The following is a 14,679-nucleotide window of genomic DNA, read 5'->3' as shown; positions in this document are numbered from 1 at the left end:
CTAACCAAAAGACCCCTGTCTGGGCCGACCTGTTACCGGCCACTAGGATTAAGGCCTGCCTAACCTAAGGGAGTTGCCCGTTGGAGACCGCACGGTGACGCGGGGCAGAAGGGTTCGCCCTGTTCTCCTCGTCGCATTGCTGGGCGTGGTGCTGCTCGCGCTCTGTCTGCTTTCGCTCGCCCTCGGCGCCGCCAGCATTCCGCCGGACCAGGTGGTGCGCGCCCTGTTCGGTGACGCGCCGAGCCGGTTCGTGGACAACGTCATCTGGTCGGCGCGGGTGCCCCGCACCGCGCTCGGACTCACCGCGGGGGCGGCGCTCGGGCTGGCCGGGGCTCTGATGCAGGCCCTGACGCGTAATCCGCTGGCCGACCCCGGAATCCTGGGGGTCACCGCGGGTGCGTCCTTCGCCATCGTGCTGGCCGTCGGTGTGCTGGGACTCGGCTCGTTCTACGGGTACGTCTGGTTCGCCTTCGCCGGTGCGCTCGTGGCGAGCGTCCTGGTCTTCCTGCTCGGCAGGCTGGGCCGCTCGGGTCTCACTCCGGTCAAGCTGGCCCTCGCCGGGGTCGCGGTGACCGCGCTGCTCAACTCCCTCACCAGCGCGATCGCGTTGACCGACCCGGACGCGCTGGACCGCTACCGCTTCTTCACCGCCGGCTCGATGGCCGACCAGGACGGGGCGACCGTGCTGCGGATCCTGCCCTTCCTGGCCGTCGGTGCCGTACTCGCCCTCGCCGCCGCGCCCGCCCTGAACAGCCTGGCCCTCGGCGAGGACGTGGCGGCCTCCCTGGGACGGCGGATCGGACTCATCCGGCTCGGCGGCGTCACCGCGATCACCCTGCTGACCGGAGCGGCGGTCGCGGCCATCGGGCCGGTCGTCTTCATCGGCCTGGTCGTCCCCCATGTCGCCCGTGCGCTGGCCCAGTCGGCGGGCATCGGCCCGGACCACCGCTGGCTGCTGCCGCTGTCCGCGGTGCTCGCGCCGAGCCTGCTCCTCACCGCGGACATCATCGGCCGGATGATCGCCCGGCCCACCGAGGTGCAGGCCGGGATCGTCGTCGCCTTCATCGGCGGACCGTTCTTCATCGCCCTGGTCAGACGGCGCAAGCTCGCGGAGGCATGAGGATGACGACGACCTTCAAGTCCCTTACGGCGAAGTCCCGTTCCGCGCCGGTCCGGACCTACCGGCTGACCGTGCCACCGCTGTCCGGCATCATCCGCCCCCGTCTGGTGGCGGTGTGCGCGGTCCTCGGTGTCGGCGCCTTCTTCCTCTTCTGCTGGAGCCTGACGATCGGCGACTACCCGATCGCCTTCGGCGATGTCGTGCGGGCCCTGGTCGGCTCCGGGGACCCCGGCACCGTGCTCGTCGTCCAGGAACTGCGGCTGCCCCGCTCCCTGGTCGGACTGCTGGCCGGCATCGCGTTCGGTGTCTCCGGCGGGCTGTTCCAGACGATGACCCGCAATCCGCTGGCGAGCCCCGACATGATCGGCCTCACCCAGGGCGCGGGCACCTTCGTGGTCGCGGGCATCGTGCTGGGCTGGGACGGAGGCCTCGGCACCCAGGCGCTCGGACTGCTCGGTGCGCTGACCACGGCCCTGCTGGTGTACGCCCTCGCCTGGCGCCGCGGCACCACCGGCTACCGGATCATCCTCATCGGCATCGGCGTGGCCTGGATCTGCACGAGCGCCACCGACTATCTGGTGGCCAAGGGCGGCCGGTTCCAGGCCCAGGCCGCGCTCGGCTGGCTGGTGGGCAACCTCAACGGCCGTACGTGGTCCCAGGTCGGCCCGCTCGCCGTCGCGCTGGCGGTCCTGCTGCCGACGGCGCTGCTGCTCGGCCGGCTGCTGCGCACCCTCCAGCTGGGCGACGACGTGGCCACCGGCCTGGGCACGCGGGTGCAACCGGTGCGCCTGGCCATCCTCCTCAGCGGAGTCGGCCTGATCGCCTTCGCCACGGCGGCCGCGGGACCGATCGCGTTCGTGGCGCTGGCCGCGCCGCAGATCGCCCAGCGGCTGGCGGGCACCGCCTGGCCGCCCACCGTGGCCTCGGGGCTGACCGGGGCGCTGGTGGTCCTCGGCGGTGACCTGATCGCCCGTACGCTGTTCTCCGGCACGGAGTTGCCGGTCGGAATCGTCACGGGCGTGCTCGGCGCGCCCGTTCTGCTCTGGTTGCTCGTCCGCGCCAACCGCGCGGGTTCAGGAGGCTGATCCCATGTCGACCGACCGTATGCCGACCGATGCCGGGCCGGCCGACGCGCTGCCCTTGGCCGACCCTGACCTGCGGGCAAGTGGTCTGCGTCTGGCGTACGACAACCGCCTGGTGGTGGACGGCCTCGACCTGGCCGTGCCGCCCGGCCGGATCACCGCCGTCGTCGGCGCCAACGCCTGCGGCAAGTCGACGCTGCTGCGTGCCCTGGCCCGGCTGCTGGCGCCCCGCGAAGGCGCGGTACATCTGGACGGCAGGGCGCTGCACGCGATACCGACGAGAGAGCTGGCGCAGCGTCTGGGCATCCTGCCGCAGAGCCCGGTGGCGCCGGAGGGCCTGACGGTCATCGACCTGGTGAACCGGGGGCGTTCACCGCACCAGACGTGGTGGCGGCAGTGGTCGAAGGCGGACGAGCAGGCGGTGCAGCAGGCGCTGACGGCGACCGGTATGACGGACCTGGCGGACCGCCCCGTCGACGAGTTGTCGGGCGGCCAGCGCCAACGGGCCTGGATCGCGATGGCCGTGGCGCAGGGCACCCCCGTCCTCCTCCTCGACGAGCCCACGACCTATCTGGACCTGGCCCACCAGATCGACGTCCTGGACCTGATCACGGACCTCAACCGGCGTGAGAACCGCACCGTCGTGATGGTCCTGCACGACCTCAACCAGGCCTGCCGCTACGCCGATCACGTGGTCGCCATGAAGAACGGCCGGATCGCCGCCGAGGGCACTCCGGCCGAGGTCATCACGGCTCAGACGGTGGCGGACGTGTTCGACCTGGACTGCCGCATCACCCTGGACCCGGTCAGCGGCACGCCGATGGTGATCCCGATGGGACGCCATCACCAGGGCGCGCCGCTGCAGCCGATGGCACAGGCGGCCGACTGAGAACGCGGAGGCCCGTCAGGGCCGGGCAGTCAGATACCCGCCCATCGTGCGGAAGTACTCCGACGCTGCGAGTTCGGTCCCGTCCTCCGTCCGTACCCGCTTGACCAGCAGTCCGTGCAGCCGGCCGGTCCGCGCCTCGGCACCCGCCACCACGACGACCCCGTCTCCCTCGCGGATGAAGATGCGCCCGGGCGTGCCGCCGTAGCAGCCCTGGGACACCTCCGCCTCGACGATGCGGATGCGTTTGCCGCGATGGTGGGTGAAGGCGTTGGGGTACGGGTCGGACTGGGCGCGCACCAGCCGGTCCAGGGCCTCCGCGGGCCAGGTCCAGTCGATGCGGCTGTCCTCCATCGAGCGCTTGTGGAAGAAGCTGGCCCTGCTGCGGTCCTGCGGAATCCAGTGAGCCCGGCCGGAGGCGATCAGGTCCAACGACTCGTGGACCACGGGAGTGATCAGGTCGACGGTGCGGTGGAAGAGGTCGGTGACGGTGTCGCGCGGGCCCACCGGGATCGCCCGCTGCAACAGGACGTCGCCCGCGTCGAGTTCGGCGTTCATGCGGTGGGCGGTGACGCCGACCTCGCGTTCGCCGTTGATGAGCGCCCAGATCAGCGGGGAGAAGCCCGCGTAGGCCGGCAGCAGCGAGTCGTGGACGTTGAGCGTGCCGTGCGTGGGGATGTCGAAGATCTCCGGCGGGAGCACCGTGCGCCAGTTGTTGGCGACGATCAGATCGGGCTCCATGTCCCGCAGGGCGGCGCGGAGTTCGAGGTCGTCGGGGCGGTTGCGCAGCAGTACCGGGATGTCGTGCTTCTCGGCGAGTTCGGCCACCGAATCGTCCCAGATTTTCTCGTATACGTGGTCGCTCTTGGGGTGGGTGACGGCCATGACCACCTCGTGATCGGACTCCAGCAGAGCCTGGAGCGTGCGGTGCCCCCAGGTCTGATAGCCGAACATGACGACCCGCATAGTCGATCCTCTCGTAGGACACACCATTGCAAGGTAAGGCTAACCTTATTTAACATCGGTGGCGCCTAGGGGAAGGGAAGTTGCGGTGAACGCACTGCACGACGAACCTGCCGCCGTCCACGATGTGCTCGGAATAGGTTTCGGGCCGTCAAATCTCGCACTGGCCATAGCAATCGAGGAACACAACGTCCGTGCCGCTCCACAGGACCGGATCCGCGCCGGATTCCTGGAACGCCAGACGGGCTTCGGCTGGCACCGCGGAATGCTCATCGACGACGCGACCATGCAGGTGTCCTTCCTGAAGGACCTGGTCACCATGCGCAATCCCACAAGCGACTTCAGCTTCCTGTGCTTCCTGCGCGAGCGCGGCAGACTGGTCGACTTCCTCAACGCGAAGACGCTGTTCCCGCTGAGGATCGAGTTCCACGAGTACTTCGAGTGGGCGGCCGCCCGGGTCGCGGACCTGGTCACGTACGACGCCGAAGTCCTCGCCGTGGAACCGGTCACCGCCGAGGGCGGCGCGGTCCGCTACTTCGACGTGGTCAGCCGCGTACCCGGCGATCCACAGCGCACGGAGGTCCGCCGCACCCGCAACATCTCGGTGGCCGTGGGCCTGGAACCCCATGTGCCGCCCGACATAGCCCTCTCGGACCGCATCTGGCACAACAGCGAACTGATCCCGCGCACCCGCGAGTTGACCGGCCGGGGCGGATCAGTGCAGCGCATCCTGGTCCTCGGAGCGGGACAGAGCGGCGCCGAAGCGGTCGACTACCTGCACCGCTCCTTCCCCGACTCGGAGATCTGCGCGGTCTTCGCCAAGTACGGCTACACGCCCGCCGACGACAGCCCGTTCGCCAACCGGATCTTCGACCCGGAGGCCGTGGACGTCTACTTCCAGGCGCGGCCCGAGGTGAAGCAGTCCCTGTACGACTACCACCGCAGCACCAACTACTCAGTGGTCGACATGGACTTGATCGAGTCCCTTTACGCCACCATGTACCGCGAGAAGGTCCAGGGCCACGAGCGCCTCCAGCTGCGGAACGTGTCCCGCATCCGGGACGTGCGGCAGTTGCCCGACCGCCTCGAGGTCACCGTCGAGTATCTCCCCACCGGAGAACGGGAGGTGATCGCCTGCGACATCCTGGTCCATGCGACCGGCTACCGCCCGCGGGAGCTCGACCCCCTGCTGGGCCGGACCGCGAAGCTCTGCCTGCGGGACGACAACGACGCCGTACGGGTTGGACGCGACCACCGTGTGGAGGCCGCACCGGAGGTCACGGCCGGTATCTACCTCCAGGGTGCGACCGAGCACACCCACGGCCTCACATCCACCCTCCTGTCCACGACCGCCGTACGCTCCGGCGAGATCCTCGATTCCCTGCTCACTCACCGGCGCGGCGACGCGGGTGACGCCACTGGGCAAGATTCATCAAGTCAGAGTAGCCTCACCTAAGTTTTCAGCCTGTGGAGCGATTCAACGGTCGTCCGATCCCGGAGGGGTGCGGGTGGGTCCTTCAAATCCGTCGGGACGGGACGTCCTGAGACGGTCGATCAAGGGGCAGCGGCGCGATGTCGCGCTCGGTGCGCTCCTCGGCTCGGGGCACCAGGCGGGCGAGGCGCTGGTGCCGGTCCTCATCGGTGTCGTCATCGACCGCGCCGTCACGGACTCCGACACCGGCGCCCTGCTGCGGTGGCTCGCCGTCCTCGCCGTGGTCTACACGGGACTCGCGCTCAGCTACCGCTACGGCGCCTGGTCCGGCGACCGGGCCGCCGCGCAGGCCGAACACGACCTGCGCATCACCCTCGTACGACGCGTCCTTCATCCTCGGGGCGGGGCGGAGGAGGGCCGGCTGCCCGGCGCGCTCGCCAACGTCGCCACCGAGGACGCCAAGCGGGTCGGCGCCGTCAACATGGCGCTGATGGCGGGGATTTCGGCCCTGGCCGGCATCCTCGCCTGCGCCGTCGTCCTGCTGCGGGCGTCGGTGACGCTCGGCCTGGTCGTCCTGCTCGGCACGCCGGTGCTGCTGTGGCTCGGCCACCTGCTCAGCAAGCCGCTGGAGTCCCGCAGCGAGGCCGAGCAGGAACGGGCCGCGCACGCCTCGGCCGTCGCCGCCGATCTGGTGGCCGGGCTGAGGATCCTCAAGGGCATCGGCGGCGAGTCGACTGCCATATCCCGCTACCGCACCACCAGCCGCGACTCCCTCCAGGCCACGTTGAAGGCGGCCCGCGCGCAGGCCTTCCAGAGCGGCATGGTGCTGACCCTGACGGGCTGTCTGATCGCCGCCGTCGCCCTGGTCGGCGGTCGGCTCGCAGCACAAGGCGACATCAGTCTGGGCCAGTTGGTGTCGGCGGTCGGGCTCGCGCTCTTCCTGCTCGGCCCGTTGGAGGTGCTCGCGTGGGTCAACGCCGAGCTCGCCCAGGGTCGCGCCTCCGCCTCCCGGATCGCGGAGGTGCTCGCCGCGCCGCACACCGTCGACGCCGGCGAGGGAACCCTCCCCCAGCCGGTGCGCGGCGCGGTCCGGCTCCGCGGCGTCAGCCTCGGCGGGCTGCGCGACGTCGACCTGGACGTCGCGCCCGGCGAGCTGCTGGGCGTGGTCACGACCGACCCCGCCCAGGCCACGGACCTGATGCGCGCCCTGGCCCGGCAGACCGACCCGGACTCGGGCACGGTCGAGCTGGACGGCGTACCCCTGCGGGACCTGGACCCGGCTCAGTTGCGTACGGCGATGCTGGTGGCCGAGCACGACGCAGACCTCTTCGAGGGCACCGTCCACGACAACGTCACGGCGTCGGCCCCGGACGGCGCCGATCCGGAGCCGGCGATGGCGGCGGCCGGGGTGGCAGAGGTCGCCCAATCCCTGGCGGACGGCGCGGACACCGCGGTCAGCGAACGCGGCCGGTCCCTGTCCGGCGGGCAGCGCCAACGGGTCGCCCTGGCCCGCGCCTTGGCCGCCGACCGGCCGGTCCTGGTCGTCCACGATCCGACCACCGCGGTGGACGCGGTCACCGAGGCGGGCATCGCCACCGGAATCCGGGAGATCCGCAAGGGCCGTACGACGATCCTGGTGACCACCAGCCCCGGGCTCCTGTCGGTCACCGACCGGGTCGTGCTGCTGGAGGACGGACGGGTCTCCGACACGGCTCCGCACGCCGAGCTGATACGCCGTCATGAGTCCTACCGAGCGGCGGTGCTGGCATGACCGACCCGACCCCCACCCGCGAACTGCTGCCCACGGCGACGCCGGTCCGCACGCGGGCCGCGGTCCGTGAACTCGTCCGTCCGCACCGCCGCCTGATGCTCATCGCTTTCGCCGTGATGATCGCGGCGACCGGGGTCGGGCTGATCGTCCAGCCGCTGCTGGGCCGCATCGTGGACGTGGTCGCCGAGCACCGCCCGGCCGACGACATCACCCTCCCCGTCGTTCTGCTCGTTCTGGTCGCCGTCGTGCAGGGCGGCGCCACCGCGCTCGGTCTGTCGCTGGTCTCCCGTCTCGGCGAGACGGTACTGGCGCAGTTGCGCGAGCGGTTCGTCGAGCGGGCCCTGCGACTGCCCCTGGAACAGGTGGAGAAGGCAGGCTCCGGGGACCTCAACGCCCGGGTCACCCGGGACGTGTCGGTGGTCGGCGAGGCGGTGCGCAACGCGCTGCCCGAACTGGCCCGCTCCCTGCTGGCCATCGTGCTGACCCTGGCCGCGATGGCGGCGCTGGACTGGCGGTTCCTGCTGGCGGCCCTGCTCGCCGTGCCCATCCAGGCCGGCACCGCACGCTGGTACGTACGCCATGCCGTCCCCCTCTACGCCGAGCAGCGCATCGCCATGGGGTCCCAGCAACAGCAGCTCCTGGACACCATCGCAGGCGCCGGAACCGTACGGGCGTTCCGGATGGAGGAGCAGCACACCGCGCACGTGACGAAGCGGTCCTCGGCCGCGGTCGCGCTGACCATGCGCGGGGTGCGGCTGGTGCTCGACTTCTACAACCGGCTGCACATCGCCGAGTACACCGGCCTCGCCGCCGTCCTCGTCACCGGCTTCCTGCTGGTGCGCGCCGACTCCGTCTCCATCGGCACCGCCACGGCCGCCGCGCTCTACTTCCACAGTCTGTTCACGCCCATCAACTCGGCCCTCGTCCTGCTGGACGACGCCCAGTCGGCGACGGCGGCGCTCGCCCGGCTGGTCGGGGTCGCGGACGGGCCGGTGGCCGAGGCATCAACCGGAGCGCCGAGTCCGTACGACCGTCCCGAGTCCGGCGCGGTGACGGTGACGGGCGTCCATCACGCGTACGAGCCCGGCCGTCCCGTCCTGCACGACGTGCACCTCACGCTCGCGGCCGGCGAACGCGTCGCCCTCGTCGGCGCGAGCGGCGCGGGCAAGACGACGCTGGCCAAGCTGATCGCGGGCGTGCACCAACCGACCGCCGGTTCGGTTCAGCTGAACGCTCCCACCGACGGCCTGCCCGTGGCCCTGGTGACCCAGGAGACGCATGTCTTCGCCGGGCCGCTCGCCGACGATCTGCGCCTGGCGCGCGCCGACGCCACGGACCAGGACCTGCGCGCGGCACTCGCGGAGGTGGACGCGCTGGACTGGGCCGAAGCACTGCCGGAGGGTCTGGCCACCGTCGTCGGCGAGGGCGGACACCGCCTCACCGCCGCCCAGGTGCAGCAACTGGCCCTGGCCCGGCTGGTCCTGGCCGATCCGCCGGTGGCCGTGCTCGACGAGGCCACGGCCGAGGCGGGCAGCACCGGCGCCCGCCTGCTGGAGAAGGCGGCGGACCGGGCGATCGAGCACCGCACCGCGCTCGTCGTCGCCCACCGCCTCACCCAGGCCGCCGACGCGGACCGGATCGTCGTCATGGACGGCGGCCGGATCGTGCAGAGCGGAACCCACGACGAACTGTGCGCCACCGCCGGCCCGTACGCCTCCCTGTGGCAGGCGTGGTCCGGCACCCGCACTCCCGTCGACGAGCCCCCCACGCCCCGTCCCAGCACCGACACAACCAAGAAGGACCACTGATGCTCGGCTCTCTCAGAGGCACCCGGCTCGCCGCGGCACTCGCCTCCGCGCTGCTCCTCTTCGTCACCGTCACGGCCTGCGGATCCGACGACGGCTCCGACACGGCGGGCTCGGAAGCCACCGAGTCCTCGAGCACCGCTTTCCCGGTGACCGTCCCGCACAAGTACGGCAGTACGACCATCAAGTCCGAGCCGAAGCGGATCGTCACGGTCGGCCTGACCGACCAGGACGCGGTGCTCGCGCTGGGCAAGGTGCCCGTGGGCACGACCGAGTGGCTCGGCGGCTACAAGGGCGCGATCGGCCCCTGGGCCACGGACAAGCTGGGCAGCGCGGCGGCGCCGACGGTCCTCAAGGACACCGGCACCGGCCCGCAGACGGAGAAGATCGCCGCGCTCAGGCCGGACCTGATCCTCGCTGTCTACGGCGGCCTGACGAAGGAGCAGTACGACACCCTGTCGAAGTTCGCCCCGGTGGTCGCCCAGCCCAAGGAGTTCAACGACTTCGGCGTGCCGTGGCAGAACCAGACGGAGATCATCGGCAAGGCGCTCGGCCAGGAGGCCAAGGCCAAGGACCTCGTCGCGGGCGTCGAGACCGACTTCAAGAAGGCGATCGACGACAACCCGGAGTTCGCCAAGTCCAGCGCCGTGATGGCGACGCCGTACGAGGGCATCTTCGTCTTCGGCAGCCAGGACCCGCGCTCGCGTCTGCTCACGGACCTCGGCTTCACCCTGCCCAAGGACCTGGACAAGGTCATCGGTGACGAGTTCGGTGCCAACATCAGCAAGGAGCGCACCGACCTGCTGGACACCGACGCGATCGTCTGGATCGTCTCCGACACCGCCAAGGACAAGGCCGCGCTCCGCAAGAACTCTCTGTACGCCGATCTGACGGTGGCGAAGGAGGACCGCGAGGTCTTCGTCAAGGAGAGCAGCGACTACGGCAACTCGGTCTCCTTCGTGTCGGTGCTGAGCCTGCCCTACATGCTCGAGCGTCTGGTGCCGCAGCTCGCCGCGGCGGTCGACGGCGAGACCTCGACGAAGGTGACCGAGCCGACGTCCTGACGCTCGGCCCGGACAGGTGCGGATGCCGGTCGCAGCAGCCGACCGGCCTCCGTCTCAGTGCCCGTGCCCTTCTGCTTCTTCGTGCGCGGGCTCTTCCGCCGTCGCCTGTCCGGCGTGGACCGTGAAGGCCGCGGTGTGGACGGTGCCCGCGTGCTTGAAGTCCAGGAACAGCCGGTAGGTCCCGCCGCTCGGTGCCGTGGCCGCGAAGGAGATGTCGGGGCCGGGCTTCGTCGCGGTGTTGGGGTGCACATGGAGGTAGGCGAGGTCGCCGGAGCGCAGGGCGACCAGATGGCCGTACGCACCCAGGTAGGGCTGGAGGTCGGTGACCGGCCTGCCGTTGCGGGACACCGTCAGCTTGAGCTCGCTTTCGGCGCCCGGGCGCAGGCCGCCGGACAGCTCGACCTCGTAGCCGTGGATCCTCGCGACCTTGCTGGGCGCGGGCAGCTCCTTCGGCTCGTAGGGGCCAGCTGCCGCCAGGTCAGCGCCGAGGGTGAGGTTCTTCGCGCCCTTCTTCGCCGGGGTGAAGTCGGCGAAGACGCGGTAGCCGCCCGCGCGGGGCAGTTCGACGGGGATGCTCCAGGTGCCGTCGGCGGCGCGGGTGGGGTGCAGATGGCGGTAGGTGATCAGGTCGCGTGAGGCCACGATGAGGTGAAGTTCCTTGTCGTGCTCGCGCCGGTAGGCGGTGACGGCGTCGCCGTCGGCGTCCCGGATCGTGAAGCGCAGCTCGCTCCGCTCCCCCGCCGTGACGCGCGGGGTCTTCAGGTCGAGGGTGTAGCCGCCCTCGGAGATCTGCAGTCCGCCGGCCGGTGTCGCTTCATGCCCGCCATGGTCGTCCCCTCCCTCCGTCGCCGCTTCGGTGTGCGTGTCGTGACGTGCCGGCGGGCGGTCTTCCACGACCGGGGCGACGCCCTGGCCCACGCCGTAGGCGGTGCCGAACGTGGCGGCCAGCGCGGCGGCGAATGCGGTGAGCTTCAGTGCGGTGCGCATGGTGTTCTCCGATCTCCGGATTGCTATGGGTCCATTTCTATGGGTCCAACCATACCCCCAGGGGGTATAAAGTCAAGGCCTGCTCGCGCTTGCTCTCGATACCCCGCAGGGGTATATATGACGGCGAGAGAAGGATACCCCGGTCCCGTATGCAGTCCAGGAGCGATGATGGCCAGTCACCAGGTCGAACTAGTCATCGGCGGCATGACCTGCGCCTCGTGCGCGGCACGCGTCGAGAAGAAGCTCAACCGCATGGACGGGGTCACGGCCACGGTCAACTACGCCACCGAGAAGGCAAAGGTCAGCTACACCGGTGAGGTCTCCGTCCCGGAACTGATAGCCACGGTCGAGGCGACGGGGTACACCGCGCAGGAGCCCGCGCGGGCCGACCCCGAGCCCGAGCAGGCCGACCATGAGCTCCGGTCCCTCCGGCAGCGGCTGCTCACCTCGGTCGCCCTCGCCGTCCCCGTGATCGCGATGGCCATGATCCCCGCCCTGCAGTTCGAGAACTGGCAGTGGCTTTCCCTGACGCTGGCGGCGCCCGTGGTGACGTACGCCGGATGGCCCTTCCACCACGCGGCGCTGACCAACGCCCGCCATGGTGCGGCCACGATGGACACGCTGATCTCGGTCGGTACGTCGGCGGCGTTCCTGTGGTCGCTGTGGGCGCTGTTCTTCGGGACCGCGGGCACGCCGGGGATGACGCATCCCTTCGAGCTGACGATCGCCCGCGGTGACGGCGCCGGGAACATCTACCTGGAGGCCGCGGCCGGCGTCACCATGTTCATCCTGGCCGGGCGCTACTTCGAGGCCCGCTCCAAGCGCAAGGCGGGGGCCGCTCTCAAGGCGCTGCTGGAGCTGGGTGCGAAGGACGTCACCGTGCTGCGCCCGGACGGCCGCGAACAGACCCTGCCGGTCGCCGAGTTGACGGTCGGTGACCGCTTCCTGGTGCGTCCCGGGGAGAAGATCGCCACTGACGGGACGGTCGTCGAGGGCTCCTCCGCCGTCGACGCCTCCATGCTCACCGGCGAGTCCGTGCCGGTGGAGGTGGGCCAGGGTGATCCGGTCACCGGCGCCACGGTCAACGCGGGCGGGCGGCTCGTCGTCGAGGCCGTGCGGGTCGGCGCGGACACCCAGCTCGCCCGGATGGCCAGGCTGGTGGAGGACGCGCAGAACGGGAAGGCCGCCGCGCAGCGGCTCGCGGACCGGATCTCCGGCGTGTTCGTGCCGGTCGTGATCGCCCTGGCCCTGGGCACCCTCGGCTTCTGGCTGGGCAACGGTGCGGGTCTGACGGCCGCGTTTACCGCCGCCGTCGCGGTCCTGATCATCGCCTGCCCGTGCGCCCTGGGCCTCGCCACCCCGACCGCGCTGCTGGTCGGCACGGGGCGGGGCGCCCAGCTCGGGATCCTGATCAAGGGGCCTGAGGTGCTGGAGTCGACGCGCAAGGTCGACACCGTCGTGCTCGACAAGACGGGCACGGTCACCACCGGTCGGATGACGCTGCTGGACGTGCACACCGCCGACGGAGTCGACGAGTCCGAAGTCCTGCGGCTGGCGGGCGCCTTGGAGCACGCCTCCGAGCACCCGATCGCCCGCGCCGTCGCCGAAGGAGCGCTGGAGAAGCTGGGCGCGCTGCCCGCGCCCGAGGACTTCGCGAACGTCCCCGGCCTGGGTGTGCAGGGCGTCGTCGACGGTCATGCCGTCCTCGTCGGACGTGAACGGCTGCTCGCCGACTGGGCGTTGGAGCTGCCCGAGGAGCTGAAGCGCGTCAAGTCCGAGGCCGAGGCGGCCGGGCGCACCGCGATCGCCGTCGCCTGGGACGGGGAGGCGGGGGCGGTCCTCGAAGTCGCCGACGCCGTCAAGGAGACCAGCCCGGAGGCGATCGAGCGGCTGCGCGGTCTCGGTCTGACCCCGATCCTGCTGACCGGAGACAACCGGACCGTGGCCGAGTCGGTCGCACGCCAGGTCGGCATCGCGCCCGAGGACGTCTACGCCGAGGTGCTGCCGCAGGACAAGGCCGCCGTCGTCAAGCGCCTTCAGGGCGAGGGCCGTTCGGTCGCCATGGTCGGTGACGGCGTCAACGACGCGGCCGCGCTCGCGCAGGCCGACCTGGGGCTGGCCATGGGCACCGGCACCGATGCGGCGATCGAGGCGAGCGACCTGACGCTCGTACGAGGCGATCTGCGGGCCGCTGCCGACGCCGTCCGGCTGGCCCGACGGACCCTCGGCACCATCCGGTCCAACCTGTTCTGGGCCTTCGCCTACAACCTGGCCGCCCTGCCGCTCGCCGCGGCCGGACTGCTCAATCCGATGATCGCCGGTGGGACCATGGCGTTGTCCTCGGTGTTCGTCGTCGCCAACTCCCTGCGCCTGCGCGCCTTCCGCCCCCTCGGATGACGCCCAGCGTTCACAGCCCCCTCACACTCAGGTCGTCGTAGGCTCCCCGGGGCCGCACTAGCGTCTTCGGGTCGCCCCCCGAACCGAACAGAGTGAGGTTTCGATGTCCTCAAGGCATGTCCTCGCCGGCCTGGCCCTGGTGCCGGCGCTCGCCTTCCCGGCGGCCGCTCACGCGACGACGGCGCACACCTCCGGGGGGTCGCACCACAAGACCTCCTTCGACCTCCAGGCCCACCGCGGCGGCATCGGCATGACGACCGAGTCGTCCCTGGAGGGCTTCGGCAAGGCGCTGCGCCTGGGTGTGTCCACGCTGGAGCTGGACACCCAGATCACCAAGGACAAGAAGGTCGTCGTCACCCACGACCGGCAGGTCAGCGCCCAGAAGTGCAAGGACACCGCGCCGCTCACGCCGAGCGACCCGATGTACCCGTACGTCGGCAAGTACATCAAGGACCTGACGCTGGCCCAGATCAGGACCATGGACTGCGGCTACCAGCAGCTGCCCGGCTTCCCCGAGCAGGAGCAGATCAAGGGCCAGAAGATGGTCGAGCTCCGGAACGTCCTGAACCTGGTCAAGCGCTACAAGGCCCGGCAGGTCACGCTGAACGTCGAGACGAAGGTCGAGGCGGGCGCCCCCGAACAGACCGCGCCGCGCGAGCTGTTCGTGCGCCGGGTCTACGAGGAGATCCACCGCTCCGGCATCGAGCGCCAGGTCACCATCCAGTCCTTCGACTGGGGCGCCCTGAAGGCGATGCACAAGCTCGCGCCGAGGTGGCCGCTGGTAGCGCTCACCAACTACGACTTCCTCCAGGTCGGCAAGCCCGGCGCCTCCCCCTGGCTCGGCGGGATCGACGCCGACGACTACGACGGCGACTTCGTGAAGGCCGCCGACAGCATCGCCGGAGTCACCACCCTCTCCCCCAACTACGGCTTCCCGCAGAGCGGCAAGGTCGGCGACCCGGGCTTCCGCTTCTACGCCGACCAGGCCATGGTCGACGCGGCGCACGCCCGGGGCCTGAAGGTCGTCCCGTGGACCTGCGACGACCCGGCGACCGTGGAAGCGCTGATGGACTTCGGGATCGACGGCATCATCACCAACTACCCCGACAAGGTGCGGGAGATCATGGCCGAGCGCGGGATGCGGCTGCCCAAGGCGTACGGGCCCCGCTGAT

At 70.7% G+C, this 14,679-nt stretch carries 11 protein-coding genes; 9 read left to right on the top strand and 2 right to left on the bottom strand.

All coding sequences use genetic code 11. The features are described 5' to 3' along the window. The first annotated feature begins 94 nt into the window (after window positions 1-94). Genes AB0I98_RS25605 through AB0I98_RS25595 form a run of 3 tightly spaced genes read left to right on the top strand, consistent with a single transcriptional unit; the run spans window position 95 to window position 3,091 of the window. Window positions 95-1,120 carry an iron chelate uptake ABC transporter family permease subunit gene (locus tag AB0I98_RS25605; RefSeq protein ID WP_362945533.1) on the top strand — a complete coding sequence of 342 codons (1,026 nt, stop codon included), beginning with the start codon at window positions 95-97 and terminating at the stop codon, window positions 1,118-1,120. A gap of 2 nt (window positions 1,121-1,122) precedes the next feature. Next, complete coding sequence (locus tag AB0I98_RS25600) at window positions 1,123-2,205, top strand: iron chelate uptake ABC transporter family permease subunit (RefSeq protein ID WP_362945493.1); 1,083 nt, start codon at window positions 1,123-1,125, stop codon at window positions 2,203-2,205. 49 nt (window positions 2,206-2,254) lie between these two features. Next, entirely contained in the window at window positions 2,255-3,091 is an 837-nt protein-coding gene (locus AB0I98_RS25595) for an ABC transporter ATP-binding protein (RefSeq protein WP_362945531.1), read from the top strand. A 15-nt stretch (window positions 3,092-3,106) separates the two neighbouring features. On the opposite strand, the gene AB0I98_RS25590 is transcribed toward AB0I98_RS25595, so the two are convergent. After that, window positions 3,107-4,054, bottom strand: a complete 948-nt coding sequence (locus AB0I98_RS25590; RefSeq protein ID WP_362945491.1) for a methionyl-tRNA formyltransferase — start codon at window positions 4,052-4,054, stop codon at window positions 3,107-3,109. Window positions 4,055-4,139: 85 nt separating this feature from the next. Between AB0I98_RS25590 and AB0I98_RS25585 the strand changes: the two genes are divergently transcribed. From AB0I98_RS25585 to AB0I98_RS25570, 4 genes are read left to right on the top strand one after another with little or no spacing between them, the layout of a single operon-like run. Continuing rightward, the gene (locus AB0I98_RS25585) at window positions 4,140-5,507 is read left to right on the top strand and encodes a SidA/IucD/PvdA family monooxygenase (protein ID WP_362945489.1); all 1,368 of its coding nucleotides are present in this window, start codon (window positions 4,140-4,142) and stop codon (window positions 5,505-5,507) included. Window positions 5,508-5,559: 52 nt separating this feature from the next. Further along, complete coding sequence (locus AB0I98_RS25580; protein ID WP_362945487.1) at window positions 5,560-7,254, top strand: ABC transporter ATP-binding protein; 1,695 nt, start codon at window positions 5,560-5,562, stop codon at window positions 7,252-7,254. Further along, entirely contained in the window at window positions 7,251-9,062 is a 1,812-nt protein-coding gene (locus tag AB0I98_RS25575) for an ABC transporter ATP-binding protein (RefSeq protein ID WP_362945485.1), read from the top strand. Before AB0I98_RS25580 ends, AB0I98_RS25575 begins: the two co-directional genes overlap by 4 nt. Further along, window positions 9,062-10,123, top strand: coding sequence for an iron-siderophore ABC transporter substrate-binding protein (locus AB0I98_RS25570; RefSeq protein WP_362945484.1), 1,062 nt, complete (start codon window positions 9,062-9,064; stop codon window positions 10,121-10,123). Before AB0I98_RS25575 ends, AB0I98_RS25570 begins: the two co-directional genes overlap by 1 nt. Window positions 10,124-10,177: 54 nt before the next feature. Here the strand turns inward: AB0I98_RS25570 and AB0I98_RS25565 are convergent, their stop codons facing one another. Beyond that, on the bottom strand, window positions 10,178-11,110 hold the full coding sequence (locus AB0I98_RS25565) for a hypothetical protein (protein ID WP_362945482.1): 933 nt from the start codon (window positions 11,108-11,110) through the stop codon (window positions 10,178-10,180). Window positions 11,111-11,278: 168 nt separating this feature from the next. Here AB0I98_RS25565 and AB0I98_RS25560 point away from each other — a divergent pair, with 168 nt between their 5' ends. Further along, window positions 11,279-13,507 carry a heavy metal translocating P-type ATPase gene (locus tag AB0I98_RS25560; RefSeq protein ID WP_362945480.1) on the top strand — a complete coding sequence of 743 codons (2,229 nt, stop codon included), beginning with the start codon at window positions 11,279-11,281 and terminating at the stop codon, window positions 13,505-13,507. Between the two features lie 103 nt (window positions 13,508-13,610). Continuing rightward, a complete protein-coding gene (locus AB0I98_RS25555) occupies window positions 13,611-14,678 on the top strand; it encodes a glycerophosphodiester phosphodiesterase family protein (protein WP_362945478.1) in 1,068 nt (355 codons plus the stop codon). The last annotated feature ends 1 nt before the right edge of the window (window position 14,679 follow it).

The organism is Streptomyces sp. NPDC050211, from assembly GCF_040656035.1.
Classification (GTDB): Bacteria; Actinomycetota; Actinomycetes; order Streptomycetales; family Streptomycetaceae; genus Streptomyces.
Note: the sequence above shows the minus strand (reverse complement) of the source record. Positions and strands in the feature narration are given on the sequence as shown.

Excerpts from the sequence above, each read along its gene's own strand:
- AB0I98_RS25600 (WP_362945493.1), top strand. The coding sequence starts at position 1,123 with ATGACGACGACCTTCAAGTCCCTTACGGCGAAGTCCCGTTCCGCGCCG.
- AB0I98_RS25590 (WP_362945491.1), bottom strand. The coding sequence starts at position 4,054 with ATGCGGGTCGTCATGTTCGGCTATCAGACCTGGGGGCACCGCACGCTC.
- AB0I98_RS25575 (WP_362945485.1), top strand. The coding sequence starts at position 7,251 with ATGACCGACCCGACCCCCACCCGCGAACTGCTGCCCACGGCGACGCCG.
- AB0I98_RS25570 (WP_362945484.1), top strand. The coding sequence starts at position 9,062 with ATGCTCGGCTCTCTCAGAGGCACCCGGCTCGCCGCGGCACTCGCCTCC.
- AB0I98_RS25565 (WP_362945482.1), bottom strand. The coding sequence starts at position 11,110 with ATGCGCACCGCACTGAAGCTCACCGCATTCGCCGCCGCGCTGGCCGCC.
- AB0I98_RS25560 (WP_362945480.1), top strand. The coding sequence starts at position 11,279 with ATGGCCAGTCACCAGGTCGAACTAGTCATCGGCGGCATGACCTGCGCC.
- AB0I98_RS25555 (WP_362945478.1), top strand. The coding sequence starts at position 13,611 with ATGTCCTCAAGGCATGTCCTCGCCGGCCTGGCCCTGGTGCCGGCGCTC.